This window comes from Loigolactobacillus jiayinensis (assembly GCF_003946445.1).
GTDB lineage: Bacteria > Bacillota > Bacilli > Lactobacillales > Lactobacillaceae > Loigolactobacillus > Loigolactobacillus jiayinensis.
On record NZ_RHOF01000049.1, the window covers coordinates 1 to 23,400 of the forward strand.

Consider the following 23,400-nt stretch of genomic DNA (forward strand, 5'->3'; position numbering starts at 1 on the left):
AGCTCGTCAAGTTCATCAAGTTCGTCAAGTTCTTCCAGCTCATCGAGTTCATCAAGCTCGTCCAGTGCTTCTAGTTCATCAGCTTCATCTGATAGCAGCAAGCCAGCGGTACCGGCTTCTGAATTTGATCCTAGTCATTTGAAAGACGGTCAATATAAAGTTGGATTGCAAATTTTTAAGGCTGCTGATGGTAAAACCGTTTCAATAGCCGCTAATTATTTTGCCAATTACGCCACTGTAACCGTTAAAGGTAAAACCGTGACCGTAACATTGCACGTTACTCAAGGTGCGGGCATGATTGGCGAGGTCACGATTGATGGTAAAACAGGGAAAGTTACAAACGACAAAAAACAGACAAAAGATTTAACCTTTACTGTTGATAATTATTTTGCTAGCAAGCAAGTTTTGGCGGCCATGACAATTATGGTGCCTGGAACTAGTGGCATGACGGAAAACGCCCAACTGGTTTTTGATAAGGCCTTATATAGTGGCGCTGGTAAGCCGGACACATCTAGTTCATCCAGTTCATCAAAATCAAATTCAGAATCGAAGAAACCGACAACGTCCAATAAATCCGCTAATTCAGATATAGATCTAAATCAGCTAACGGATGGTACTTACGCGCTAAATGCACCCATTATGAAAACTGACTTAGCCACAGCCTCAGCGGCACAACAATTTATCAGCCCAACGGCGCAGTTAGTTGTCAGCAACAATGGGCGTACCTTAAAAGTTGTTTTCCACGTTACTAATGGTTTGCAATATATTAAGGGCATGACGTTGGCTGGACAATCTGCGCAGATCATCAATCGTAAGGGCAATACAGCAGATTTTGTTTTTCCAGTGACTAAAGCTATTTTAGCTGGTACGGGTAAGATTCATTTTAGCCTGACAACACCAGCCGGTAATTTAGAAGAAGACGCAGTGGTTGTTTTTAATTTGAACCATCAGCCATTGTCTAGCTTACTCAAGGAAGACACAGGAACGTTAGCACCTGTTGCTAGCGGCCAGAACTTATTGGATGCGAACAAGCAAGTGCAATATGTCCCTTATAAGGTTTTGGATGAAACACGTAGCAAGTTGTCCACCGCCAATAATTACTACACCCACACCGCTAAAGTGGTGAAAGACGCTAGTGGTTACAAGGTTTACTTAACGGTTCAAGCTCCAACTGGTTACGTTAAATTTCAACCATTGACGATCAATAATGGTGGCTATTCTGACCTGAGTCAAAGCAGTGCTGGTGGTAACGATGTGTGGACTTATGCCTTCCATATCACTAGTGCAACCGGCTTAGACCAAGCAATTCCGGCGACGATCAATATGACCGTTCCCATTGCTAACATTAGCAATCAGCACTTTGAAATTTGGTTAGCTTTTGGCAAAGCGCAAGGTGGCGGCACTGATTATTTAGCGGCAACCACGGCAGCAGCACAAGGGTTGCCAACCACGACCATCGCTTTGGCCAACCAATTAACGACTAGTCAAGTAACACCAACGGCCACAACGCCAGCAGCTCAAAAAGCGAGTGCGACAAAACTAGCTAAAAAAGCGACTCAAACTAAACCAACGAAAAAAGCGACAACACTTGCGGCGGCAGCAACAAAAGCTGACCAAAAAAAGACAGCTAAAATTCAAAATTATCCATTTATGGCTGAAATTGCCGGTTTTGGTGCCTTAGCGTTAGTCATTGTTGGCTTCACAGTGTTCAAACGGTTCCACTAGGAGAGTAAAAGATGAAACGAAAAATTGGTAAATTAGTGTTAGGGCTACTGTTCATGGTGGCTAGCTTCGCGGTGACGGCTAAGGTATCAGCTGAATCCATCAATTATCAAGCTTTAAAATATGGAACCCAACAAACCTCGATGGCATCAAATTACTACGTTAAGCCGGCAAATGTTACGGCTAATGGGGATCAATATTTGGTTACCATGACGATCCATACGAGTACGCAATTAGGCGAGTGGCCGGTAACGGTGCTAAGCATCAACGGTCAGGGCCCAGCTAATGTGAGCAAGACTAAAAGCGCTAGCGGTTACGATTACTCGTATGCGTTTCAGACGGCTGATTTGAGTCAGACGATCAGCAGTTCGATTTCAATCGATGTGCCGAAAGTGTACACGGCCAATCACGATATTAGTTTTAAATTTGATACCAGCAATCTGCCGGCACTGAACAGTACTGCCAGTAGCGCTACTACTGCTAGTAGTTCCAGTGCTGTGGCCAGTTCTGCTAGTCAAAGTAGTGCGAGCAGTCAGAGCGTTGCCAGTAGTTCGAGTAGTCAAAGCAGCAGTGCTAGTAACAGTGTAGCTAGCAGTAGCAGTCAAAAAGTAGCTGCCAAAACGACCAGTGATAAAGTGACCAAAAAGCAGAATGCACAAATTGCAGCATTGAATCGTAAAAATAAGCAGACGCAAACCGCGATTGTTACTGGCGGTTCCGTAGCAGTTGTCATTTTAGCAGTTGCGGCTTACTTCTTCACTAAACGGAAATAACGTGGCACAGATAGATTAGGTGAAATTCATGAAGTCAGCACGAAAATTAGTTTTTATATTATTAGCAGTTGTCTTAGTCGTTGTGCTTGGTTTGGTGGCGTGGCTGCAACTGCGGCCAGCCGCTAAGCCAGCGCAAAAACAACCGCGCATCGTAGCCACCACCATGGCGGTAACAGAAATGGCAGCTAAGTTGGATTTACCATTAGTCGGCGTTCCCACCAGTGCTAATCAATTACCAGCGCGTTACCAGAAAGTCACCAAAGTCGGTAGCCCAATGTCGCCAAATATCGAAAAAATTGCGGCACTTAAACCGACAGCTGTTTATTCAGTTACAGTTTTAAAAGAACAATATGAAGCAACGTTTAAAAAGCAAAAGTTTCACGCGCAGTATCTGAATCTGGATACGGTAGCTAGCTTGGAAAAAACGCTGACGACTTTAGGCCAGCGCTATCAACGCCAAAAGCAAGCGCAGCAGCAAGTTAAGTTGATCAAGCAAGCAACTAAAAAAGCACAGGCGCGCCAACATGGTAGCAAGCCTAAAGTTTTAATTTTAATGGGTTTACCGGGAGCAGGCTACATGATTGCCACGGACACCTCGTATATTGGGGACTTGGTGCGGCTCGCTGGTGGCGAAAATTTATATCCAGATAAAACGCAACCGTATTTAACACCAGACAATGAAAAGTTAGTGCAACAGCGGCCTGACGTTATTCTACGCTTAGAGCACGCCATGCCAGAAGTGGTTAAGCCGCAATTTGAACAGGAATTTAAGCAAAATTCATTGTGGGCGCAAATGCCAGCGGTTCAGCAAAAACGGGTGTATGATCTGCAACAACCTAAGTTTGACGCCACGGCAAATATGCATGTGACTAGCGCCTTGCAACAAGTCAGCCGCTGGTTATATCCAACCAACGAGGGGGCAACAAAGTGAAAAAACACCCAGTTTGGGCATACAGCAGCTTATTAGTGGCATTGCTGGTGTTGATCACACTAGCGCTGACTCAAGGAGCGACCAAAGTAACGCTGACTGCATTGGATGCCGGACAATTTAATACCTTGTTCAACATTCGTTTACCGCGGATCATCGCTGCTTTGATCAGTGGGGCAATGTTGGCTGTAGCAGGTGACTTTTTTCAAGCCGCCTTGCGCAACGCCATTGCTGATCCTAGTATTCTCGGTATCTCAGCTGGTGCCAGCTTGTTTCAATTAATTGGCGGTTTGTTGTTGCCAACGTTACTCTTTAACAAATTTATTTTTGCATTACTAGGCGGCCTAGTCGCCTTTTTATTATTGATTCTATTTCAGAAGAAAATGGACCCCTACCGTTTGATCCTGATTGGGGTGGCTCTGAACGCCATGTTTAGCGGTATTCAACAAATTTTTACGCCGACAACTAGTAGTAGTTCGGCAGTATCATTTGCGACCAGCACGTGGTCAACCGTTCTCTTCTTAGTTGTGCTCGGTATTATTGGCTTGATGTTAGCGCTAGTGATTGCACCATGGGCCAATTATTTGAAAATTGGTGATGCCCAGCTGAAAACGTTAGGGTTGTCGGTAACTGGTGTACGCTGGTCGCTATTGCTATTAGCCGTATTCCTAACGAGCACCGTTACGGCTAGTGTTGGGATTTTACCGTTTATTGGGATTATTGTGCCACATGTCAGTCGCTACTTTGTCGGCCATGATTACCGCCAAGTGGTGCCGTTTTCCGTATTAGCGGGGGCCTTTTTATTGCTATTATCGGATACCATTGGTCGTTTGATCGTGATGCCAAATGAAATTACTGCGGCAACGATTCTAGCGGTCATTGGCGGTCCGTTTTTGATTTTTATTTTGGCACGGCAAGGAGGTCGTCGGCATGCAAGTTAAGCAACTCACTTATGCTTATCCAAACCAGAATCGTGGCGTGACCCAGCTAACGTTTGCCATTAACCCAGGAACGATGACGGCGATCATTGGGCCTAATGGTTCCGGTAAATCGACCTTGTTCAAGTTATTAGCGCGGGAATTACAACCTGACAGTGGCACAATTGAATTGGAACAACAACCAATTACGCATTTTTCGGCTAAAGAATATGCGCGTAAGGTTGCGGTAGTTCATCAGCATAATCAACTGTATGACGATATTTCTGTGCTGGATCTCGTTCGGTTTGGTCAGTTGCCGTACCATTCCTTGTTGGCGGAGCCAGATGATGCGCAAATCAAGCCCATTTTAGATTATCTGGAACTAACAGCGCTGCAACAACAAAGTATGAATCAATTATCTGGTGGGCAGCAGCAACGTGTCTGGTTAGCCATGGCGTTAGCACAGCAGCCTGAATATTTATTACTAGATGAACCGACAACGTATTTAGATCTACATTTTCAAGCTAGTTTCATGGAATTATTGGCCAAATTAAACCGTGAACTGCACTTAACGATCGTGATGATTTTACATGATTTAAATCAGGCCTTGCATTTTAGTCAGCGCGTCATTATGCTGGCTGACGGGCGAATTGTTGCTGGTGGGACACCGGAAACGGTACTCACGCCACCACACTTACAGGACGTGTTTCGGATCAATACTGAACTGGTTACCACTAAGCAGGGCCAGTTCATTGTTCAGTTACCTACGACAACCACAGCCGATTAATTAGGCTGTGGTTTTTGTATAAGCACAATTTGACAAATTTTGGCGATAGCGCGATACTCTTATAGTTAACATCATATACTATATACCGTGTTAATCAATTTATTTATTCATAAAAAGGTGGCGGCAAACGCATGCATTCTTTAAAAAAGCATTCGCGATTGATATTATTATTGGGCTTAATTGTTATTATCCCGTTATTATTATTGTTTATTGCATTGAATTTTGTGGCATATGAGCAACAAACGAGTACCAGCCGAATCAACGTGGCTGTGGTTGATCAAGATCAGCCAGCCAAGTTTCAGGGCAAAACTGTCGCTTTAGGGGCGGGCGTCAAAAAGCAATTATTACATAATCATCAAGTGACGTGGCATTTTGTTTCGGCCAAAGTCGCTAATACCAAGTTAAAAGACGGCACTTATTTGATGAAAGTCACGTTGCCACACGACTTTTCAAAAAACGCAACGACCGCATTAGATGCGAAACCAAAAATGAGTCAAATTAAGGTAGCACTTTCCGATCATAATAACTTTGCTTCACATTTGATCACCCAGCAGGTTGCGGAAAAATTACGTGCTGAAGTGATTGCCAATGTACAAGAAGCGTATGATCAGAATGTTTTCACTGCCATTAAGCAATTAGGCAGTGGCGTGAGTCAGGCGCATGATGGTACTAAAAAATTAAAATCAGGCACCACGCAATTAAGTTCCGGCAGCCAACAATTAGCTTCCGGACTCAGCCAGTTACAAAGTAAAACGCAACCGTTGGCCTCCGGTGTGGCGCAACTATTTTCTGGTAGTGCGACTTTGAATACTGGTGTCAAAACTTATACTGCCGGTGTTGGTCAGCTGAATAGCGGCTTGAATCAACTACAGGCTGGTACAGGAACGCTGGCAACAGGCGTGACCCAACTTAATACTGGTGGTAGTCAGTTGAATAGTGGGGTTGAAAGTTACACTGCTGGTGCTAGTCAAGTGAATACAGGGCTAAATCAATTGCAAGCCGGCACTGGACCGCTGGCTTCTGGCGTCACGCAATTAAATACTGGTGGTAGTCAATTGGATAGCGGCGTTAAGACGTATACGGCCGGCACAAGCCAGCTAAACAGTGGCTTAGCGACCTTAGTGAAAAATAATACGGCTTTAAATAGTGGGACGCAGCAAGTTAATGATGCGGTGACCCAACTAACCACAGGTAGCCAGCAGTTGCAAAGTTCTTTAAGCGCCGCGGCCGATAAAATTGATCAACAATTAACTGCTGGTCAACCACAAATTGATCAATTAAATCAAGGATTAGACGCCTTGAATCAAGGTATCAGTACCTTAAATGGTAATGTCAATGGTGCTGGTAGTGCTCAATTAACCAATGATCTAACAACAGTTGGTGGCGCGCTAACTAGCATGCAGGCATCACTTGGCAATGTGCAAGGAACAATGCAGTCATTGCAAACTAATTTGACCACCGCAGGCACTAGCTTCACAACGGCAGGGGATGCAGCTACCCAGGTCGCCGCTATTTTAGGGGATACTAAGGTCGCCGCGGCTATTTTTAAAGCCGATCCAGCGTCGGCTATCAAGTTAGCTGAATTAAAAGGCACGTTAACCAAAAATATGACGGCTGGTGCCACTGCGTTAACTAGCGCCGGCACAAACGCGACGAGTTTAGGTACTGATTTAACCAATACTGGTACGGCGTTGGCTAAAACCGAGACACCAATGAACGATGTGCAGACACAGTTGAAAACCTTGCAAGCCGGCGTGGCTAAATTAGCTGACCAAAACAGCGGCGCACCAGCAGCCGTTAGTGGGGCTAAACAAGCAGTTACGACGTTACAAGCTGGTTTAACGGAAGTTAGTACCGGCTTGAAACAACAAGGCAATACAGCTAGTACGATGGGGGCTGTTCAAGCTAGTGGTGCGATTCACGATGGCTTAGTTAAGGTCAGTGCTGGCCTTAATGGTAGCAACGGTTTGATCGCCGGTGTACAAGCGTATACAGCTGGCGCCCAACAGGCTGCTACCGGCAGCAATCAGCTTGTGGCTAATAATAGCCAGCTAACAACTGGTTCTGCAGCTTTAGCCAGTGGCTTAAATCAGCTAAACGGTCAGGTACCAACGCTGACCGCTGGGGTTAGTCAGTTAGTTAGTGGTAGCAATCAATTGGTAGCCAACAACGGTCAATTAACCGCTGGTTCAACCCAATTAGCCAGTGGCTTAAGCCAGTTAAATGGTCAAGTGCCAACGTTAACGACAGGGGTAAATCAATTGACTAGTGGTAGCAACCAGTTAGCGGCTAATAACGGTCAGCTAACTAGCGGCACTAGCCAATTGACCAGTGGCTTAGGTCAATTAAATGATCAAGTACCAACTTTAGTTAGTGGGGTAACACAGTTGAACACCGGCGCTGGTCAATTGGAAACTGGCTTAGCACAGGAAAATGCTGGCATGCTGACCTTGAATAATAAATTAGCGGCTGGTAGTCAGAAAGTCAGTCAGTTGAATTTCACATCAGCTAATGTTGATCAGTTTGTAACCCCAGTCAGCAACCAGACCCAAGCTGATAATTTAGCTAAACCATTATTATCAGTTCTGGCACCACTAGTAATTTTCATGGTCTTATTTATTGGCGCTGTTCTAACTGAACTTGGTTTTAATCGTTATAGCCAACGTTTCCAAGCCCAACCACGTTTGCAAAAAATTGCGTTATTGGCTGCGGCAATCATTTTACAAGCAGTTGGTGTCTTAGTAGTGGCAACCTTGATGGGCATCAGTGTGGTGCACCCAATCGTGTTGTTAGGTATTTTGTTGTTAGGTAGTAGCGCGTTCACTTTAATTATTTTCAACTTTGATCGTTGGTGGGGAACGTTAGGTGTCTTGGCCACGTTAGCAATTTTATTTATCCAATTAATTGTTTCTGGTGGTTTGTTACCTAATGCTATGTTATCCAGCGTTTACCAAGGAATCAGCACGATTTTACCCGGCACTTATTTATTGAATGGGCTGAATTATGCGTTAAATGGCTTAGCGACTAACCCAGTGATCAATAGTATGATCTTAGTTATTTTCATTATTATTTTTAGCTTACCATTTATGTTTAAACGGCAATTAAGTGCGCTAAATCATGAATAATGTGGTACGCTCAATGTAAACGAATGAGAAAGCGAGCCGTTTATAAATGAGTCAGGCACATGATGCGTTGTTGGAAGCTTATATTGATGTTTACATGTCAGGATTTAAGTACATTAGTGATCTAGTGTCAGAACCAACTAAGGAATTCAATTTATCTTTTGAGCAATATTTGATTATGCGCGATATTGCTGCCGGTCAACAAGTAGCGATGTCGGACATTGCCATGGAACGTGGTGTGACAAAAGCCGCAATTTCGCGCCAAATTCGTGTGATGTTGGAGCATCATTATATTGAGCAGGAACGTGATGCAACGGATCGGCGCCGGCTTTATTTGCGGCTGACACCGGAGGGCCAAAAAGTTGCCCAGGCAATTAACACTGCAATTCATCAACGTTTTCATGGTTGGGTGGCCTTGTTTGGCGAAGATGAAGCACAGGAATTATTGCGGCTAATGCGTAAGGTCAGTACAAAAATCATTCACAAAGATAATAATTGAAGCAACTACTTGCAGCGCCGGGTTAAGTGAATTACGACTTAATGCGGTGCTGTTTTGTTAGTTGGAAAAAATAACTTGGCCAGTGGCGCTAGAGCGAATCTAGGTCACTAAGTTTTAGCCGCTAAAAGGCCCAAGTTTCATATTGGTCACAGTTGTTGCTGGTTTTGGCGCAAAAAAGATTTCGCGTTTACTTAGCTTCAGGTTACAATGTATTGATGAGTAAAAATTGGAGTGTGAATTAAATGACAGAAGTTGTCTTTGCTGAAGGATGGGATGCACCGCTTAAGCAAACAGCGGCCCCCTTAGAATGGACGAATCTACTGGCTTTAAAAGCAGCGGCAGATGAGTATTATGCGCAAAACGGGGCATTATTGACACCAACGCGAGCAAATCTATATCGCGCGTTAGAATTAACGTCATTTGCGGCCACAAAAGTCGTTATTTTAGGCCAAGATCCATATCCAGACGCGAATAAAGCAACTGGATTAGCGTTTTCCGTGGGTCAAAATGAAAATTGGCGCCGCGATTCGTTGGCGGCGATTGCGGATCTAGTAGAAAGAAACGAATCTGGTACGCTAAATAGCGGTGATTTAACTAGCTGGGCGCAACAAGGCGTCTTATTATTAAATACACGCTTGAATCATCGTAATGCGGCCGTTGACCAGCATACCCAAGTGGTTGATCGGACTTTGAATTGGCCGTTGTTGACGCGCTTAATTTTGCAAGCACTGAATCAGCGTACGGAACCCGTTATTTTTGTTTTATGGGGCAATGATGCCTTGACGCTGGAAAAATACTTACACAATCCGCAACATCTGATCATTCGTGCTAGTCATCCTAGTCAAATGTCCCGGCGGCGCCCATTGCATAAAGGTAAAGTCAAAGCCTTTGATCGCTCACAAACCTTTAGAAAAATTGATGCGTGGTTAGCTCAACAGCAACAAGAACCAATTATATGGACCAATTAAGTAAAAAAAGCTAAATGGTAGATTGGTTATTGATTATGATCCAATAGCCAGAAGGTTAAACGCTAGTTGCATACCTGCAGCGGCGTTTTTAATTTGATTAAATTTGTATTTGTGCTAAGTGAATAGATCAATTGGTTAAGTTAGAGGGTGTTCTAGACCACTTTATTGGGGCCAAGTAGCGCGGTTAAGTGCTATAAAACTATTAATTAATTCAAGTCGTATTGACTTGTAAAATTTGTACCTACGAGTTATACTTTTAGCGTAATGAAAACGGTTTTAAAAAATGTAAGGGGCGATTTAAATGGCTGAAAAAACCATTATGTTAGTTTGTGCAGCAGGCATGTCAACTAGTTTATTAGTTTCTAAGATGGAGAAAGCCGCTGCGGCTAAAGGAGTCGATGCAGAAATTTTTGCAACCGCTTCTTCCGATGCAAACAATAAAATATCCGAAAAAAATCCTGATATTTTAATGTTAGGCCCGCAAGTGCGTTACATGTTGAAAAATTTTCAAGATAGTCTTGAAATCCCAGTTGAAGTCATCAATATGCAAGATTATGGCATGATGAATGGCGAAAAGGTATTGAATGAAGCGTTGACTTCAATCGACGCCGCTAAATAAAAACGTAAAAATGGCAGTGTGGATGGTGCTGCCATTTTGTGTACGAAATTTTAAAAGGGAGTTAATCAGTCATGGCAGAAGAAGAGCAAGATCTACAGACAATTATGGGTTTGATCGTCAATGGTGGGAATGCTAAAAGTTCCGCATTTGAGGCAATCAATGCCGCTAAGGAAGGCGATTTTATAACTGCTGACGCTAAATTAAAGGAAGCCGATCATTTCTTAGTTGAGGCACATAATTCGCAAACCGATATGCTAACTGCAGAAGCTAACGGTGAGCATGCTAAGGTCACACTACTAACAGTGCACTCACAAGATCACATTATGAACGCCATTACGTTTCGTGATTTAGCCGGTGAAATTGTTGATTTGTATAAACGTTTAGATAAATAGCGATGACAAAGGGTGGCAGTTAATGCGACTCTTTTTTCATAAGGAGGTAACTTTATGACAACCAAAAGTGGTTTACGGCCAGATTTTTTATGGGGTGGTGCGGTGGCAGCACATCAATTAGAAGGGGCTTGGCAAGCTGATGGCAAGGGTGTGAGCATTGCTGACGTGATGACGGCGGGGGCAAACAACGTGCCGCGGCAGATTACTGCTGGTGTGCAGCCGGGACAAAATTATCCGAATCACAGTGCAATCGACTTTTACCACCATTACAAGGCTGACATCAAATTATTTGCTGAAATGGGTTTTAATTGTTTTCGAACCTCGATTGCTTGGACGCGGATCTTTCCGAATGGCGATGAAAGCGCACCTAATGAAGCTGGGTTGAAATTCTACGACGATTTATTTGCCGAATGTCATAAATATGGCATTGAACCAGTGATCACGTTATCCCATTTTGAGCTTCCTTACCATTTGGTTAGCGAATATGGGGGTTGGCGTGATCGGCGCGTGATTGATTTCTTCGTGCATTTTGCCGAGGTTTGCTTCAAACGCTATCGGCATTCAGTTAAATACTGGATGACTTTTAACGAAATCAATAATCAAATGATGTATATGAACGATTTTACCGTTGCGACTAACTCTGGGTTAGTTTTTCGACATAATGAGGATGCTGCTACACGTGAAGCACTGATGTATCAAGCATCGCATTACGAAGTTGTTGCTAGTGCGTTAGCCGTTAAAATTGGCCATCAGATCAATCCAAATTTTGAAATCGGCAGTATGGTCAATTTTACGCCACTTTATCCGGCTTCTGCAGCGCCGGCAGATATTTTAGTGGCGGAAAAAATGATGCAGCGGCGTTATTGGTGGTCTGACGTACAGGCGTGGGGGCATTATCCTTGTGGAATGGAAGCTTATTTCAAGCAACATAATTTGCGCCCAGATATTACGGCGGAAGATCGTATTGTGCTACAGGAAGGCACGGTTGATTACATCGGCTTTAGCTATTACAATTCAATGACTATTGCTGTTGACGGTGAAGGTTTTAAAATTGTGGCCAATCCGACGCTAGAGACCAGTGAATGGGATTGGCCTATTGATCCCATCGGTTTGCGTTATTCGCTGAATTGGTTGCAGGATCGCTATCATTTGCCACTAATGATCGTGGAAAATGGTCTTGGGGCTCGTGATAAAGTTGAAGCAGATGGGCGTATCCATGATCCGTACCGGAGCGCTTATTTACGCGCACATATTGAACAAATGATCAAGGCAGTCAATGATGACGGTGTTGATCTTTGGGGCTACACACCGTGGGGCTGTATTGATTTAGTTTCTGCCGGTACGGGCCAAATGTCTAAGCGGTATGGCTTCATTTACGTCGACAAAGACGATGACGGTAATGGGACTTTAGCACGGTCACGGAAGGATTCCTTTTACTGGTATCAAAAGGTGATTCAGACTAATGGCGCTGATTTAGCGTGAGCATAGCTATGACTGGAAAATAAAAAGGCTGGACCATAATTTTACTATGGTCCAACCTCTTTATTTGGCCTTGGCACCGAAACGCTTTTTCACAAAAACGGCGGCACCAACGACGACTAAAATAATTAGAATAATCAATGTAATGTGGGCAAACGTGTCAATGTAGCCGGCAACTTGGGTCCACGCTTTACCGGCGTGTTGACCCAATGTGACTAAGACCACGTTCCAAATAGCTGTTCCGGCGGCGGTTAAAAAGAGGAACTGCAGGAATGGCATTTTAGTGGTGCCAGCTGGAATTGAAATCAGGCTGCGGACAATAGGAATGAAACGGCAGAAAAAAAGCGTGCTTTTGCCGCGTTTAGTAAACCACCGTTCTGTTTTGGTTAAGTCACTACGTTTGAAATGCAGTAGTCGACCAACCTTACCGTCGATCAAACGTTGTAGTCGTTCCACTGATAATAGGCGGCCAACCGCGTAGAGAATGATAGCGCCAGCAACCGAACCCGCTGTCGCAACAACGATCACACCAGTTAGCGACATGGCGGAATGAAGTGTCATGAAGCCACTGAAAGTTAGGACAATTTCTGAGGGAATTGGCGGAAAGACATTTTCTAAAGTAATCAGTAGGAAAACGCCAAGGTAGCCAAATTGGTCGATAAAATCAACGATCATATTTTGCATAGGTGACCTCCGTTAAATTCTGTCTTCTCAATATACCGTGAAACTACTGGTAACGTCAAACTTAGAGCAATTTCTGTAATAAAATACAAGCGACGCCATCCTCAATAAATGACGCACCAACTGGTTGATAACCTAACTTAGCGTAAAAGCCTTGGGCGGTCAATTCGCTGTGAATTTCAGAATGAGTACAGCCACGTTGGCGGCCAACCGCTTCCAGCGCAGCGATGATCTGCGCACCAAGGCCGTTACCGCGCTGACTAGCTAAGGTGGCGATACGTCCTGGCCGCATTGTAGTAGCAGATATTTGCTGAAAACGGCCTGTTGCTACTGGCTCATCGTTAGCATAAATAACGGCATAGGTAGTACCGTCAGTATCGTTGTCATCAAATTCGTCTTGTAAGGCAATGCTGCGTTCTCGAACGAAAACCTGCATCCGCACAGCAAAAGCAGCAGCGCGCTGCCAATTAGTGGCGTTAACTTTTAATTGCATGAATAGACCTCGCTTTGATTAATCAGAAATAGGTTTAGTTATTATCTAGTATAGCAAAGGGTCAACTAAAACAGGGAATAAAATTGGCCTATTAGCCGGAGCCACGTGTTAAAATAGGGACACTAAGTGAGAAAGCAGGTGGCCAAATGCGGCCTAGAATAGCAGTTACGAATACAAAAGAAATGCAAGGTACGCGCCAATTAACCGCGACACCGCAAACCTATGTCCACGCGATCACGGCTAGTGGTGGGTTGCCATTAATGTTACCGCCGGTTGATGTGGCTTTGGTGCCGGAAATTTTAGCAACGGTGGATGCAGTGTTGTTAAGTGGTGGCCATGATGTTTCACCAGATCTGTATGGTGCAAAATTGGATCCGGCAACTGGTGAGTTAGACCGTACCCGTGATTTGTTTGAAATTGCCTTGGTTAAGCAGGCGCTGGCGTTGCACAAGCCGATTTTTGGTATTTGCCGTGGTCAACAAATTATCAATGTCGCACTTGGTGGGACGCTGATTCAAGATATTACTAGCGCACAAATTAAGCATCAACAGCGGCCAATTCCAGGAACTGGGGCAACGCACAAGGTTCAGGCGGTTAGTGGCACGCGGTTGGCTAGTCTGTTGCAAGGCGCTTATGCAGTGAATTCATTTCATCATCAAGCTGTTGCTAAGGTGGCACCGGGGTTGATAGTCAGTGCGCGTAGTTCTGATGGGGTCATTGAAGCCTTGGAGGCACCGCAACAGCAATTATTTTCGGTACAGTGGCATCCAGAAATTATGTATCCCCAACACCCAGCGGCCCAACGTTTATTTCAGGCGTTCATTCAGCAGGCCAGTTCAGTGGGACAGAATGCGTCCTAATGGGCCTTGCTATGTGTAAGCAATCGTGAAATAATAAGAACGGACAAAATAAACGGCTGTCTGTGAGCAGCCATTTTGGAGGAATTGAATATGCAATTGACCAACAAGCATCATGTCAGTACCACAATTAGCACTTATCAGCGGAAAGTGATCACGTCATCCGCTGCAGGTTTTGGGTTAGAGAATATGGATGTTATGTTTCTCTCCTTTGCCTTGTCGTCGATTATTACGACGTTACACGTTTCTGGAACGCAGGCAGGGCTAATTGCCTCGGTGACTAATTTAGGAATGCTGGTTGGCGGTGTGATTTTTGGCTTATTAGCAGATCGTTACGGACGCGTTAAGGTGTTTTCGCAAACGATCTTTATTTTTGCCATCGCCACTGCGGCCATGTATTTTGCCAATAATATTTGGACAGTCTACTTATTCCGCTTTATCGCCGGTATTGGTGCTGGTGGTGAATATGGTTGCGGCATTGCCTTGATTGCCGAAAGTTTTCCGCAACAGCAAGTCGGTAAAATGACTTCAGTGGCGGCAATTGGTGGGCAAGTTGGGGCCATCTTGGCGGCTCTTTTAGCCGCATTGATTTTACCACGCTTAGGTTGGCATGGTCTGTTCCTTTGCGGTGTTTTACCTGTGATTTTAATTTTCTTTGTGCGCCGGCATTTGAAAGAAAGTCCTGCTTTTACAGCCATGCAACAGGATAAAAAGATGCACCAAAAAGCAACGATCGCAGCCTTATTTAAAACCCGTCAATTGGCGTGGCAAACGATGGCGTTAATGATTATGGTAATGGTGCAAATTGCTGGTTATTTCGGTTTAATGAATTGGTTACCATCGATCATGCAGCAGCGCTTAGGCATTAGTGCCGCCAGCTCATCATTATGGATGATTGCGACGATCATTGGGATGAGTTTAGGCATGTTCACTTTTGGCACTATTATGGACAAGTTCGGCGCTCGAAAGGCTTTTGCCACTTTCTTGATTATTTCAGCGGTGGCAGTGTTTGCCATCACGCTGGCTAATAATCGCTGGACCTTATTATTAGCGGAAGTACTGATCGGCTTTTTCTCTAATGGTATGTATGGCGGCTATGGTGCAGTGATCAGTCGCTTGTATCCAGTGGAAATTCGCGCCACCGCCAATAATACGATCATGAATGTTGGTCGGGCGGTTGGGGGTTTCTCATCAATGGTGATTGGCTTCTTGATGGATCGATACGATTTGATCATTGTCATGGCGTTCCTATCATTACTGTACGTGATTAGTTTATTAACACTCATGACGATTCGAAATTTACGCACAAACTAAAATAACCCGGCGTGGCCACAACTGGCTGAGTCGGGTTATTTATTTGAAAAAAAACGTCCCGTCAAAAATCGACGCGGCGTCATTTGATTATTTAGTTAAGTTCTTCGCGGCCATTTTTTTATGTTCTAATTCCTGCCGTTCAGCAGTTAACTTTTCTTGTAATTCAGTTGGTGTACCAGGCTTCCGGAGTAACTTAGCGAAGACACCGTGATATTGCATACTGGCATCTTGTTCGGCAAAACGATTACCTAAGAACATGATGATCGAACCGAGCACAATGACGACAATACCAATAATTGTTGGCGTAATGATTTTTTCATGTAACATGAACATTGCCATGATTGGGGCTAAAGCAGGTTTGATGAAGAAAACCAGTGATGCTGTGGAAACATCGGATGTTTCCATCGCAAGAAAGTAGAAGCCGAAGCCACCAGCAGTAACGCCGATGCAAATGTAGGCTAACAATAAAATGTTTTGCCAAGCGATACCTTGAACAAATGGAATTGCAGCGAATGTTTTCAACGCCGGGACACTACTTAATCCAGCGGCAATGGCAGGAACATGGGACAAGCCCATTAGAACTGCCAATTCAGCGGAACCAGCTAAAAAGGTCAAGCTGGTCATTGTTAAGCCGTTGAACTTACGCCGCATTGAGCCCCAACGAGAAATAATTGAGTAAAGGCCGAAGGTGATGGCTGAAGCAATTGATAAGGCCAGCCCTAATGGATTAGTTAAGTGAGCAGGGTTAACAATGATCAACAAGCCGATCAGTGAAACCGCAACGGCAATCAAGTTGGTTCGACTTAAACGCTCGCGTAAAATTAAGTAAGAGAAAATAAGGGCGAAAATCGGATTACAGCTGAATAAAACTGCGACTGTCGAAGCTTGATCAACTTCAACAGCTAGCTGATAGAAAGTCATGCTGATCAGGACGCAACTCAGGCCAGTGAGCATGAACAACAAAATATCATGGATGCCTAAATGGATGTGCTGTTTTTTCAAGGCACTAACGGCAAACGGCAAGAGGAACACGCCACCAACTAAGAAACGTAAGAAATTAAGTTGAATGCCGTTGAAGGCACTACCAGCCAGTTTCAGCGAAATTTCCATGGAACTGAATAAAATAGTTGAAATTAAAACGTACAAATAAGTTCGTTTCATAAAAAAATTAATCGGTCCTTCCCAAAATAGTGAGGTGAAAAGGCAGTTTTAGTTTGAAAATTTACGTAGTTAAGCAGGAAAACATGCCTTTTCAACCAGATTTACATTGAATTTATTTAAAACCCATAACTTAACAATAGTCTAGCTTCCATTGTAAAACTGATTGAAAACTTGTCAATGGTACAGGCCCAATTAATTTTGAAAAAGCTGTAAGTGACGTGCTAAATAGGTACCCGTAATACTGCTGGTATTGGTGGCAATTTCCTGTGGTGTGCCGCTAGCAACAATTTTACCACCGGCATCGCCGCCGCGTGGGCCAACGTCAACCACATAGTCGGCGTTAGCGACAATATCAAGATCGTGTTCAATGGTGATGATCGTGGCATCTTGAGCCAGCAACTGATCAAAAACATGAATGAGTGTGCGTGTATCCAGTGGGTGTAGGCCGACTGATGGCTCGTCAAAAATAAATAATGTTCCGGCTTGTGTTTGACCCATTTCCGCGACTAGCTTTAACCGTTGTGCTTCGCCACCAGATAATTGCGGTGTGGCCTCGCCTAATTTTGAGTAACCGAGACCCATATCTTGTAAGGCACTCACTAAATGATACAAACGCTTATAGCGCGCAAAAAGTGGCACTGCCTGATCGACTGATAAGGCTAATACGTCGGCAATTGTTAGCTCATGCCATTTTATAGTTAATGTTGCTGGATTATAGCGCAGACCGTGGCAAGTTGGACAGGCTTGGTCAATATCAGGTAGATACTGAACATCTAGGGAAATACGGCCAGTCCCTTTGCAGGTTGGGCAAGCGCCTTGAGTTGTGTTGTAAGAAAAATGTGCAGCGCCCCAATGATGTTGTTTGGCGGTAGCCGTTTGTGCAAATAGCTTACGTAACCGATCAAGAATGCCTGTATAAGTGGCCACTGTTGAGCGTGTATTTTTGCCGACCGGCGTAGAATCAATCATGACTACCCGCTGTAAATCTGCGTTTAACTGATCAACATGGGCGGGCAATGGTTCGTGCTTAATTTGTGCTTGTAGCGCTGGTACCAAACTATCGAGAATCAAGGTTGTTTTACCAGCACCAGAAAAGCCAGTGACCACACTCAAACGGTTTAACGGAAATTTTGCAGTGACGTCATGTAAATTAAAACGATTGGTGACGTGAAAATCAAAGCTACCAGCACCAAAAATATCAGGTTGTGGTTGGCGCGCTAATAGGTCAGCTTTGCCTGTTAGGTAGGGCGCAATCAATGAATCAGATTGTTGCTCAATTTGTGCAACAGAACCTTGATGCAAAATCTGACCGCCTTTACGACCAGCACCAGGACCAATTTCAATGACGGTATCTGCGGCCGCAATTACCCGGGTGTTGTGATCCACCACTACTAACGAGTTACCTTGATCGACTAAGGCGCGCATAATTTTGATCAGACCAGTAACATTAGCGGGGTGTAGACCAATCGACGGTTCGTCTAAGACATAAAGAACGCCAGTGGTGGCGGTGCGTAGGGTGCGGCTAAGCTGAATGCGTTGCAATTCACCGGTTGATAGCGATAGGCCAGCACGACTTAGCGTCAGATAATCGAGGCCTAGGTCTAGCAAAGGCTGTAAGCTGTTATTAAATTCGTTGACCAACGTTTGGCCAAGCTTGTGCATTTCAGTCGGTAGCCAAGGGACGACAGTGGCTGTGAAGGCGGCTAGATCCGTTAAGGGTAAATCACTGACTTCGGCGATATTTTTGCCAGCAACTAATGTTTTCAATAAGTCAGGATTAAAACGGTTGCCATGACAAGTTGGACAAACTGTAAACGCATAGAAACGATTTAAACGTTGAATGGCACGTTCGTTTTTAGTCGTGGCTAAGCTGTCAGTAACAGCAGCGTAGGCATTTTCAAACTGCGCATTATCCATATGAAAGATTTTGCCAGTAGCACTGGGAATATTGATAGCGTACTTGTATTTTTCACCATGAAGAACTATTTCACGGTCAGCGGCATTTAAATCTTTGAACGGTGTATCAATATCGACACCAATAGCTTGGGCAACCAGTGGCATAAAGTTACGCCCGGGCAAGCGCCATGACGCTATAGCACCGTCGCGAATCGTTAAGCTATCATCTGGAATTAAGCGTGCTGTCACCAACTGCCGTACTTGGCCGCTACCTTGACAAGTTGGACAGGCACCAGTGGAATTAAAGGCAAACTGTTCAGCACCAGGGCCAAAGAAACTAGTCCCATCATCAACCGCGATCGGCAAACTTTCGGCAACGTGTAAAGTAGGGGGAACACGATGACCACTAGGCGAAACGTGTGATCCTAGTCGTGAGAATAATAGGCGTAAAACATTGAAACTTTCAGTCATGGTGCCTACAGTACTACGCTGATTAGGCACGTTAGGTCGCTGGCGTAGCGCTAGTGCGGCCGGCAAATGACGAACAGTGCGGACATCCGCTTTACCCATTTGGCTAATGCGCCGGCGTGTGTAGGTTGATAGCGCGTCTAAATAGCGGCGAGCGCCCTCGGCGTAAAGCACCCCTAGTGCCAGCGATGATTTGCCGGAACCGGATAGGCCAGTGATGGCGACAAACTGATGCAAGGGGATGTCGACATCGATATTACGTAAATTATTGACCCGTGCGCCGCGGACTTCGATTTTTGTTGGTTGCGCGATTTGCATAAATTAAGCCTTCCTCGTGATTTAGAATTTTCACTTTCCATCATAGCAGTCTCATTAAAATTAGGCTATGATACTTCCTTGTTGTGATGGAATGTGCTATGCTTATTGCGCCAAAAAATTCGGTGGTTACGGTCAGTTAGAATGAGTAGGAGGAGTATTGTGCAATTAACTATTCCCAATCAACAATTTTTTATGTGGCTCCGGGCTGGCCAAGTACTTTTTTTCAAGGATACGCTGGTACTGGAACCCTTTGCCGAAGACTTTCAACAAATTTTACAATTAATGGAACAAGATTATCAAGATTTACGGGCTGAGTTAGGCACTGCAACTTTTACGTATAGCATTACACCAGGTGCAGATTTAGCACAAGCTCAGATTGAGTTACGGGCGGTTAGTGCTGATCGCGAAAAGGCAATTACACGTGATTACCAAGTTTTCCTCGATAATGTGCAGTAAAAAAGCAACGACCTTGGCCGTTGCTTTTTAGGTACTAAGTTGATAGCGCACCAAGGCTAACTCAGTTTGCTGGAAAGTATAAAACCGTTCTTGATAATTAGCATCAAGTTGGAAACCAATCTTTTCCAGTAAGCGGCGTGACGGTAAATTGTTAGCACCAGTAACTGCATATAGACGTTTAACGTCTAGCTTAGTAAAGGCTAAAGCAGCGACTTGAGGTAAGATTTCTTGCATAATACCATGACGCTGCCATTGGCTGAGAATCTCGTAGCCGACCTCAGCCGTTTGGTTGCGGAAGTGCCATAATTGGATTAAGCCGTAAAATTCATCAGTTTGTCGGTCCATAATACCCCACATCAGATAATCACCACGTAAGGTACCACCAAGCATTCGACTGATGTATTGCATAGTTGCCGGCAAATCCTGATCGATACTGCGCCCAGTTGCAGCTGCAATCGCCGTATCATGGCGTAACGCATAGACACTGTTGGCTGGCACTGTATTGAGAAAACGTAGCTCATAATGTGGTAATTGGACCCGAGCAAAAGATTGAGTTTGCATGAGAACACCTCTTTGTAAAGGACGATGACAATGGAAACAGAACTAACATTAGTTAAAACAATGCTCACTACTATTCTAACGCAACAAGACCTAACGCGAATGGATGAATTCTTTCATTCAGCATTTATTGGTGTGCTTAATGGTGAGAACATTAATCGGACGCGCTATCAAGAGCGCTTAGCAAATTTAAAAGCTAGCACCGCGGCGATCACTGCTTTACAGATTCGGGATTTATTCTGGTCAGAAAAAGGTGCCGTAACGGTTCACTATTTAGCGACAATTGCTCCAAACCAAGGACAAGCACACCAAGTTGATGTGCTGGCTTTGTGGCAATTCAAGGCAGGCAAATTAATTTTTGTTAATGAAGTTGCTTGGCCGTTGTCACCAGTGGCAGCAGATTTTGCAGCCGATCGTACCTTTATTAAACAATATATAATCTAAAGGGCAAGTCGCTGAATCAAATAGTCAGCCACGCCATCTTCAGCGTTGGTTAATGGTGTGACATCATTAGCCAGCGCTTTTATTTCCGGTCGTGCATTTTGCATTGCCACGCCCCAGCCAGCCTGCGTCAGCATATCACGGTCATTGTCGTCATCGCCAAAAGCCAATACATCGCTAGTGGTCAATTGATAATAGTCCAGCAAATATTGAATGGCGCTAGATTTATGGGTGGCTTCACGAACAATCGATAAGGCTGAGTACTCGCCACTCCATGCACCCCAAGTTTCAGCGGTTACTTGGGGGAAGCGTTGGCTGACAGCTTGCTGTAATAAAGGCAAGGTAGCTGCATCAGTGAATAACGATAATGAGATTGGTGCTTGCTTAAGCGAATCAGCGTTAAGCAAAACTTTTGGTGCCGGCATATCCGTGAAAAAGGGCAGATCATGAAATGGTCGATCAGCCAGAACAAATTGTTTACCTTCCGCGATAGCGACTTTGATTGGAAAGTCATGTTTTAAAGCTAGTAATGCCAAAGCTGTTTGTTGTGTGAGTGTTGTTGCTTTTTCTTGATCCCATTGTTGGTGGGGCAAATGAACTAAGGCACCGTTAAAATTGATCATTGGTGTTTTTAAGCTTAATTGATCATAAAATTGTTCGCTAATATTATCTGGTCGACCAGTTGCAATAATAACTTTGTGACCGTGCTGTTGCGCACTTCTAAGTACATTGCGTGTTTTGCTGCTTAATTGGCCAGTTGAGTTCAAAGTTGTGCCATCAAGATCAAGGGCAATTAGTTTTCCTACCATTCCGCGCCTTCTTTCTGGATGCAAGTTGATTTTGCTCGCTAATCCTACTGGCTAATAATTTACCACATAATACGCACTTACTAAAATAAAGGTAGTGGTTATTTAATGAGATTAAATAATTTTAATCTAATTCTAATTAAATATTAATGTAAATGATTAATTATGATAGTATAGTTAAAATTAAATTAAAAGCAAAGAAGATATTATGTTATGGAAAACACCAACGTACAACTTAATATTATTATTATCAGCGCCATTATTAGATAATGCGGGCTGACATTTTAAGCTGTCCGCATTAAGCGGACAGCGTTGGTAAAGCCAAGAGCTGTCACAAGCTCTTGGCTTTTTTCTTTGCTGAAAGAAGGTGAGAAACGATATAGGATCAGAACCAGGATTAACTTAGTTGTAAGATTAAAAAAAGATGAGAATGAAAGCGGATGGAGATATGCAAGGTACAGATGATTTTAGTAAAACACAGACAACGGTCCTCAAACGAGATCCAGTTCGAACGGTCGTTCTCGCATCAATGATTGGAACGGCAATTGAATTCTTTGATTTTTACGCTTATGGGACTGCGGCGGCAGCGTATTTTCCCAAGGTCTTCTTTCCTGAAGTCACACCAGCAATTGCGACGATCCTTAGCTTATTAACTTTTGGGGTTGCTTTCGTTGCACGGCCGTTAGGGTCATTTATTTTTGGTCATTTTGGCGATAAAATTGGGCGTAAGCGGACGTTAGTTGTTTCCTTACTGTTAATGGGTTGTTCAACAGTGCTGATTGGGGTACTACCAAGTTATCGCACATTGGGTCTGGCCGCGGTTTTATTATTGTGTCTTTGCCGTTTTGTCCAAGGGATCGGCCTTGGTGGTGAATGGTCTGGCGCAGCCTTAGTTGCAACTGAAAATGCGCCTAAAAAGAAACGGGCTTTGTACGGCGCTTTTCCTGAATTAGGTGCACCATTAGGCTTTTTCCTGAGTAACGGCTTATTCTTTATTTTGGAATCATTTTTATCACCAGCACAAATGATCAGTTTTGGTTGGCGAGTACCATTTTTAGCTTCGGCATTATTGGTTTTAGTTGGGTTCTGGGTACGTGAAAAGATGCAAGAAACGCCATTATTCCGATTAGCACAACAAAAAAATCAAGTTACAAAATCACCGTTAAAAACTGTTTTTAAAACAAGTTGGCGGCAAATTATTCAAGGGACTTTCATTGTTTCAGTCACATATACCTTATTTTATACGTTAGCAACGTGGTCATTAACGTATGCGACGACTAATCTAGGCTTTAGTAATCGTGAATACTTATCCTTGTTGATGGGGGCCATTATCGTTTTTGCGGTCATGATCTTAGTCGCTTCATATTATGCTGATATTTGGGGCAGACGGCGGATTCTAATGGCTTCTTCAGCGGCATTAGTTGTTTTCTCGCTATTATTCCCGTTCTTACTTCAAGGTCAGCATAATGTTGCCGGCGTGATCACTTTCTTAGTGGTTGGTTTTGTCCTAATGGGGGTTTCCTTCGGCCCAGTTGGTGCGGTTTTGCCAGAATTATTCTCCACTAAAGTGCGTTATTCTGGTGCTGGTATTTCTTACAACGTCGCTGCCATTGTTGGTGCAGCTTTTGCGCCAACCATTGCTACTTGGTTAGCTGACAACTGGGGTGTCCGTTCAGTCGGAATTTATCTTGGTATCATGGCGGTTGCTTGGTAAGCACCTAATAACAGACCGGATATGAATCGGC

The 23,400-nt window shown here is 44.0% G+C and carries 22 protein-coding genes; 16 read left to right on the forward strand and 6 right to left on the reverse strand.

Annotated elements, in window-relative coordinates; translation table 11 throughout:
• The 11 genes from EKM80_RS11340 to EKM80_RS11390 form a co-directional block, all read left to right on the forward strand.
• Window positions 1–1,725, forward strand: a 1,725-nt coding sequence (locus EKM80_RS11340) for an NEAT domain-containing protein (protein ID WP_125553270.1), incomplete at its 5' end; no start/stop codon positions are given.
• 11 nt (window positions 1,726–1,736) lie between these two features.
• Window positions 1,737–2,495: an NEAT domain-containing protein gene (locus tag EKM80_RS11345; protein ID WP_191985949.1), complete on the forward strand. Its 759-nt coding sequence runs from the start codon at window positions 1,737–1,739 to the stop codon at window positions 2,493–2,495.
• Window positions 2,496–2,523: 28 nt separating this feature from the next.
• Window positions 2,524–3,426 carry a heme ABC transporter substrate-binding protein IsdE gene (gene isdE / locus EKM80_RS11350; protein ID WP_125553272.1) on the forward strand — a complete coding sequence of 301 codons (903 nt, stop codon included), beginning with the start codon at window positions 2,524–2,526 and terminating at the stop codon, window positions 3,424–3,426.
• On the forward strand, window positions 3,423–4,364 hold the full coding sequence (locus EKM80_RS11355) for a FecCD family ABC transporter permease (RefSeq protein WP_125553274.1): 942 nt from the start codon (window positions 3,423–3,425) through the stop codon (window positions 4,362–4,364). Before isdE ends, EKM80_RS11355 begins: the two co-directional genes overlap by 4 nt.
• Window positions 4,354–5,127, forward strand: a complete 774-nt coding sequence (locus tag EKM80_RS11360; protein WP_125553276.1) for an ABC transporter ATP-binding protein — start codon at window positions 4,354–4,356, stop codon at window positions 5,125–5,127. Before EKM80_RS11355 ends, EKM80_RS11360 begins: the two co-directional genes overlap by 11 nt.
• A gap of 131 nt (window positions 5,128–5,258) precedes the next feature.
• Window positions 5,259–8,252 carry a YhgE/Pip domain-containing protein gene (locus EKM80_RS11365; protein WP_125553278.1) on the forward strand — a complete coding sequence of 998 codons (2,994 nt, stop codon included), beginning with the start codon at window positions 5,259–5,261 and terminating at the stop codon, window positions 8,250–8,252.
• Window positions 8,253–8,298: 46 nt separating this feature from the next.
• Window positions 8,299–8,748 carry a MarR family winged helix-turn-helix transcriptional regulator gene (locus EKM80_RS11370; RefSeq protein WP_125553280.1) on the forward strand — a complete coding sequence of 150 codons (450 nt, stop codon included), beginning with the start codon at window positions 8,299–8,301 and terminating at the stop codon, window positions 8,746–8,748.
• Window positions 8,749–8,990: 242 nt separating this feature from the next.
• Entirely contained in the window at window positions 8,991–9,716 is a 726-nt protein-coding gene (locus tag EKM80_RS11375) for a uracil-DNA glycosylase (protein WP_125553282.1), read from the forward strand.
• A 301-nt stretch (window positions 9,717–10,017) separates the two neighbouring features.
• Window positions 10,018–10,335 carry a PTS sugar transporter subunit IIB gene (locus EKM80_RS11380; protein ID WP_125553284.1) on the forward strand — a complete coding sequence of 106 codons (318 nt, stop codon included), beginning with the start codon at window positions 10,018–10,020 and terminating at the stop codon, window positions 10,333–10,335.
• A 71-nt stretch (window positions 10,336–10,406) separates the two neighbouring features.
• Window positions 10,407–10,727, forward strand: coding sequence for a PTS lactose/cellobiose transporter subunit IIA (locus EKM80_RS11385; RefSeq protein WP_125553286.1), 321 nt, complete (start codon window positions 10,407–10,409; stop codon window positions 10,725–10,727).
• 54 nt (window positions 10,728–10,781) lie between these two features.
• Window positions 10,782–12,209 (forward strand): 6-phospho-beta-glucosidase, encoded by a 1,428-nt coding sequence (locus tag EKM80_RS11390; RefSeq protein ID WP_125553288.1) that lies wholly within the window; start codon window positions 10,782–10,784, stop codon window positions 12,207–12,209.
• A 60-nt stretch (window positions 12,210–12,269) separates the two neighbouring features.
• Here the strand turns inward: EKM80_RS11390 and EKM80_RS11395 are convergent, their stop codons facing one another.
• The gene (locus tag EKM80_RS11395; RefSeq protein WP_125553290.1) at window positions 12,270–12,890 is read right to left on the reverse strand and encodes a DedA family protein; all 621 of its coding nucleotides are present in this window, start codon (window positions 12,888–12,890) and stop codon (window positions 12,270–12,272) included.
• A gap of 61 nt (window positions 12,891–12,951) precedes the next feature.
• Window positions 12,952–13,380: a GNAT family N-acetyltransferase gene (locus EKM80_RS11400; protein WP_125553292.1), complete on the reverse strand. Its 429-nt coding sequence runs from the start codon at window positions 13,378–13,380 to the stop codon at window positions 12,952–12,954.
• A 146-nt stretch (window positions 13,381–13,526) separates the two neighbouring features.
• On the opposite strand from EKM80_RS11400, the gene EKM80_RS11405 reads away from it, so the two are divergent.
• Window positions 13,527–14,240, forward strand: a complete 714-nt coding sequence (locus EKM80_RS11405; protein WP_125553294.1) for a gamma-glutamyl-gamma-aminobutyrate hydrolase family protein — start codon at window positions 13,527–13,529, stop codon at window positions 14,238–14,240.
• A gap of 90 nt (window positions 14,241–14,330) precedes the next feature.
• Window positions 14,331–15,551 (forward strand): MFS transporter, encoded by a 1,221-nt coding sequence (locus EKM80_RS11410; RefSeq protein WP_125553296.1) that lies wholly within the window; start codon window positions 14,331–14,333, stop codon window positions 15,549–15,551.
• 87 nt (window positions 15,552–15,638) lie between these two features.
• Here the strand turns inward: EKM80_RS11410 and EKM80_RS11415 are convergent, their stop codons facing one another.
• On the reverse strand, window positions 15,639–16,712 hold the full coding sequence (locus EKM80_RS11415; protein ID WP_125553298.1) for a DMT family transporter: 1,074 nt from the start codon (window positions 16,710–16,712) through the stop codon (window positions 15,639–15,641).
• Between the two features lie 192 nt (window positions 16,713–16,904).
• Window positions 16,905–19,388 (reverse strand): ATP-binding cassette domain-containing protein, encoded by a 2,484-nt coding sequence (locus EKM80_RS11420; protein WP_191985950.1) that lies wholly within the window; start codon window positions 19,386–19,388, stop codon window positions 16,905–16,907.
• A gap of 165 nt (window positions 19,389–19,553) precedes the next feature.
• Here EKM80_RS11420 and EKM80_RS11425 point away from each other — a divergent pair, with 165 nt between their 5' ends.
• Complete coding sequence (locus EKM80_RS11425; protein WP_125553302.1) at window positions 19,554–19,850, forward strand: hypothetical protein; 297 nt, start codon at window positions 19,554–19,556, stop codon at window positions 19,848–19,850.
• A 27-nt stretch (window positions 19,851–19,877) separates the two neighbouring features.
• Here the strand turns inward: EKM80_RS11425 and EKM80_RS11430 are convergent, their stop codons facing one another.
• On the reverse strand, window positions 19,878–20,411 hold the full coding sequence (locus tag EKM80_RS11430) for a GNAT family N-acetyltransferase (protein WP_125553304.1): 534 nt from the start codon (window positions 20,409–20,411) through the stop codon (window positions 19,878–19,880).
• Window positions 20,412–20,441: 30 nt separating this feature from the next.
• Here EKM80_RS11430 and EKM80_RS11435 point away from each other — a divergent pair, with 30 nt between their 5' ends.
• Complete coding sequence (locus EKM80_RS11435; RefSeq protein ID WP_125553306.1) at window positions 20,442–20,852, forward strand: hypothetical protein; 411 nt, start codon at window positions 20,442–20,444, stop codon at window positions 20,850–20,852.
• On the opposite strand, the gene EKM80_RS11440 is transcribed toward EKM80_RS11435, so the two are convergent.
• Window positions 20,849–21,658 (reverse strand): Cof-type HAD-IIB family hydrolase, encoded by an 810-nt coding sequence (locus EKM80_RS11440; protein ID WP_125553309.1) that lies wholly within the window; start codon window positions 21,656–21,658, stop codon window positions 20,849–20,851. The two genes, EKM80_RS11435 and EKM80_RS11440, sit on opposite strands and share 4 nt — an antisense overlap.
• Window positions 21,659–22,103: 445 nt before the next feature.
• On the opposite strand from EKM80_RS11440, the gene EKM80_RS11445 reads away from it, so the two are divergent.
• On the forward strand, window positions 22,104–23,369 hold the full coding sequence (locus EKM80_RS11445) for an MFS transporter (protein WP_125553311.1): 1,266 nt from the start codon (window positions 22,104–22,106) through the stop codon (window positions 23,367–23,369).
• Window positions 23,370–23,400 lie beyond the last annotated feature (31 nt).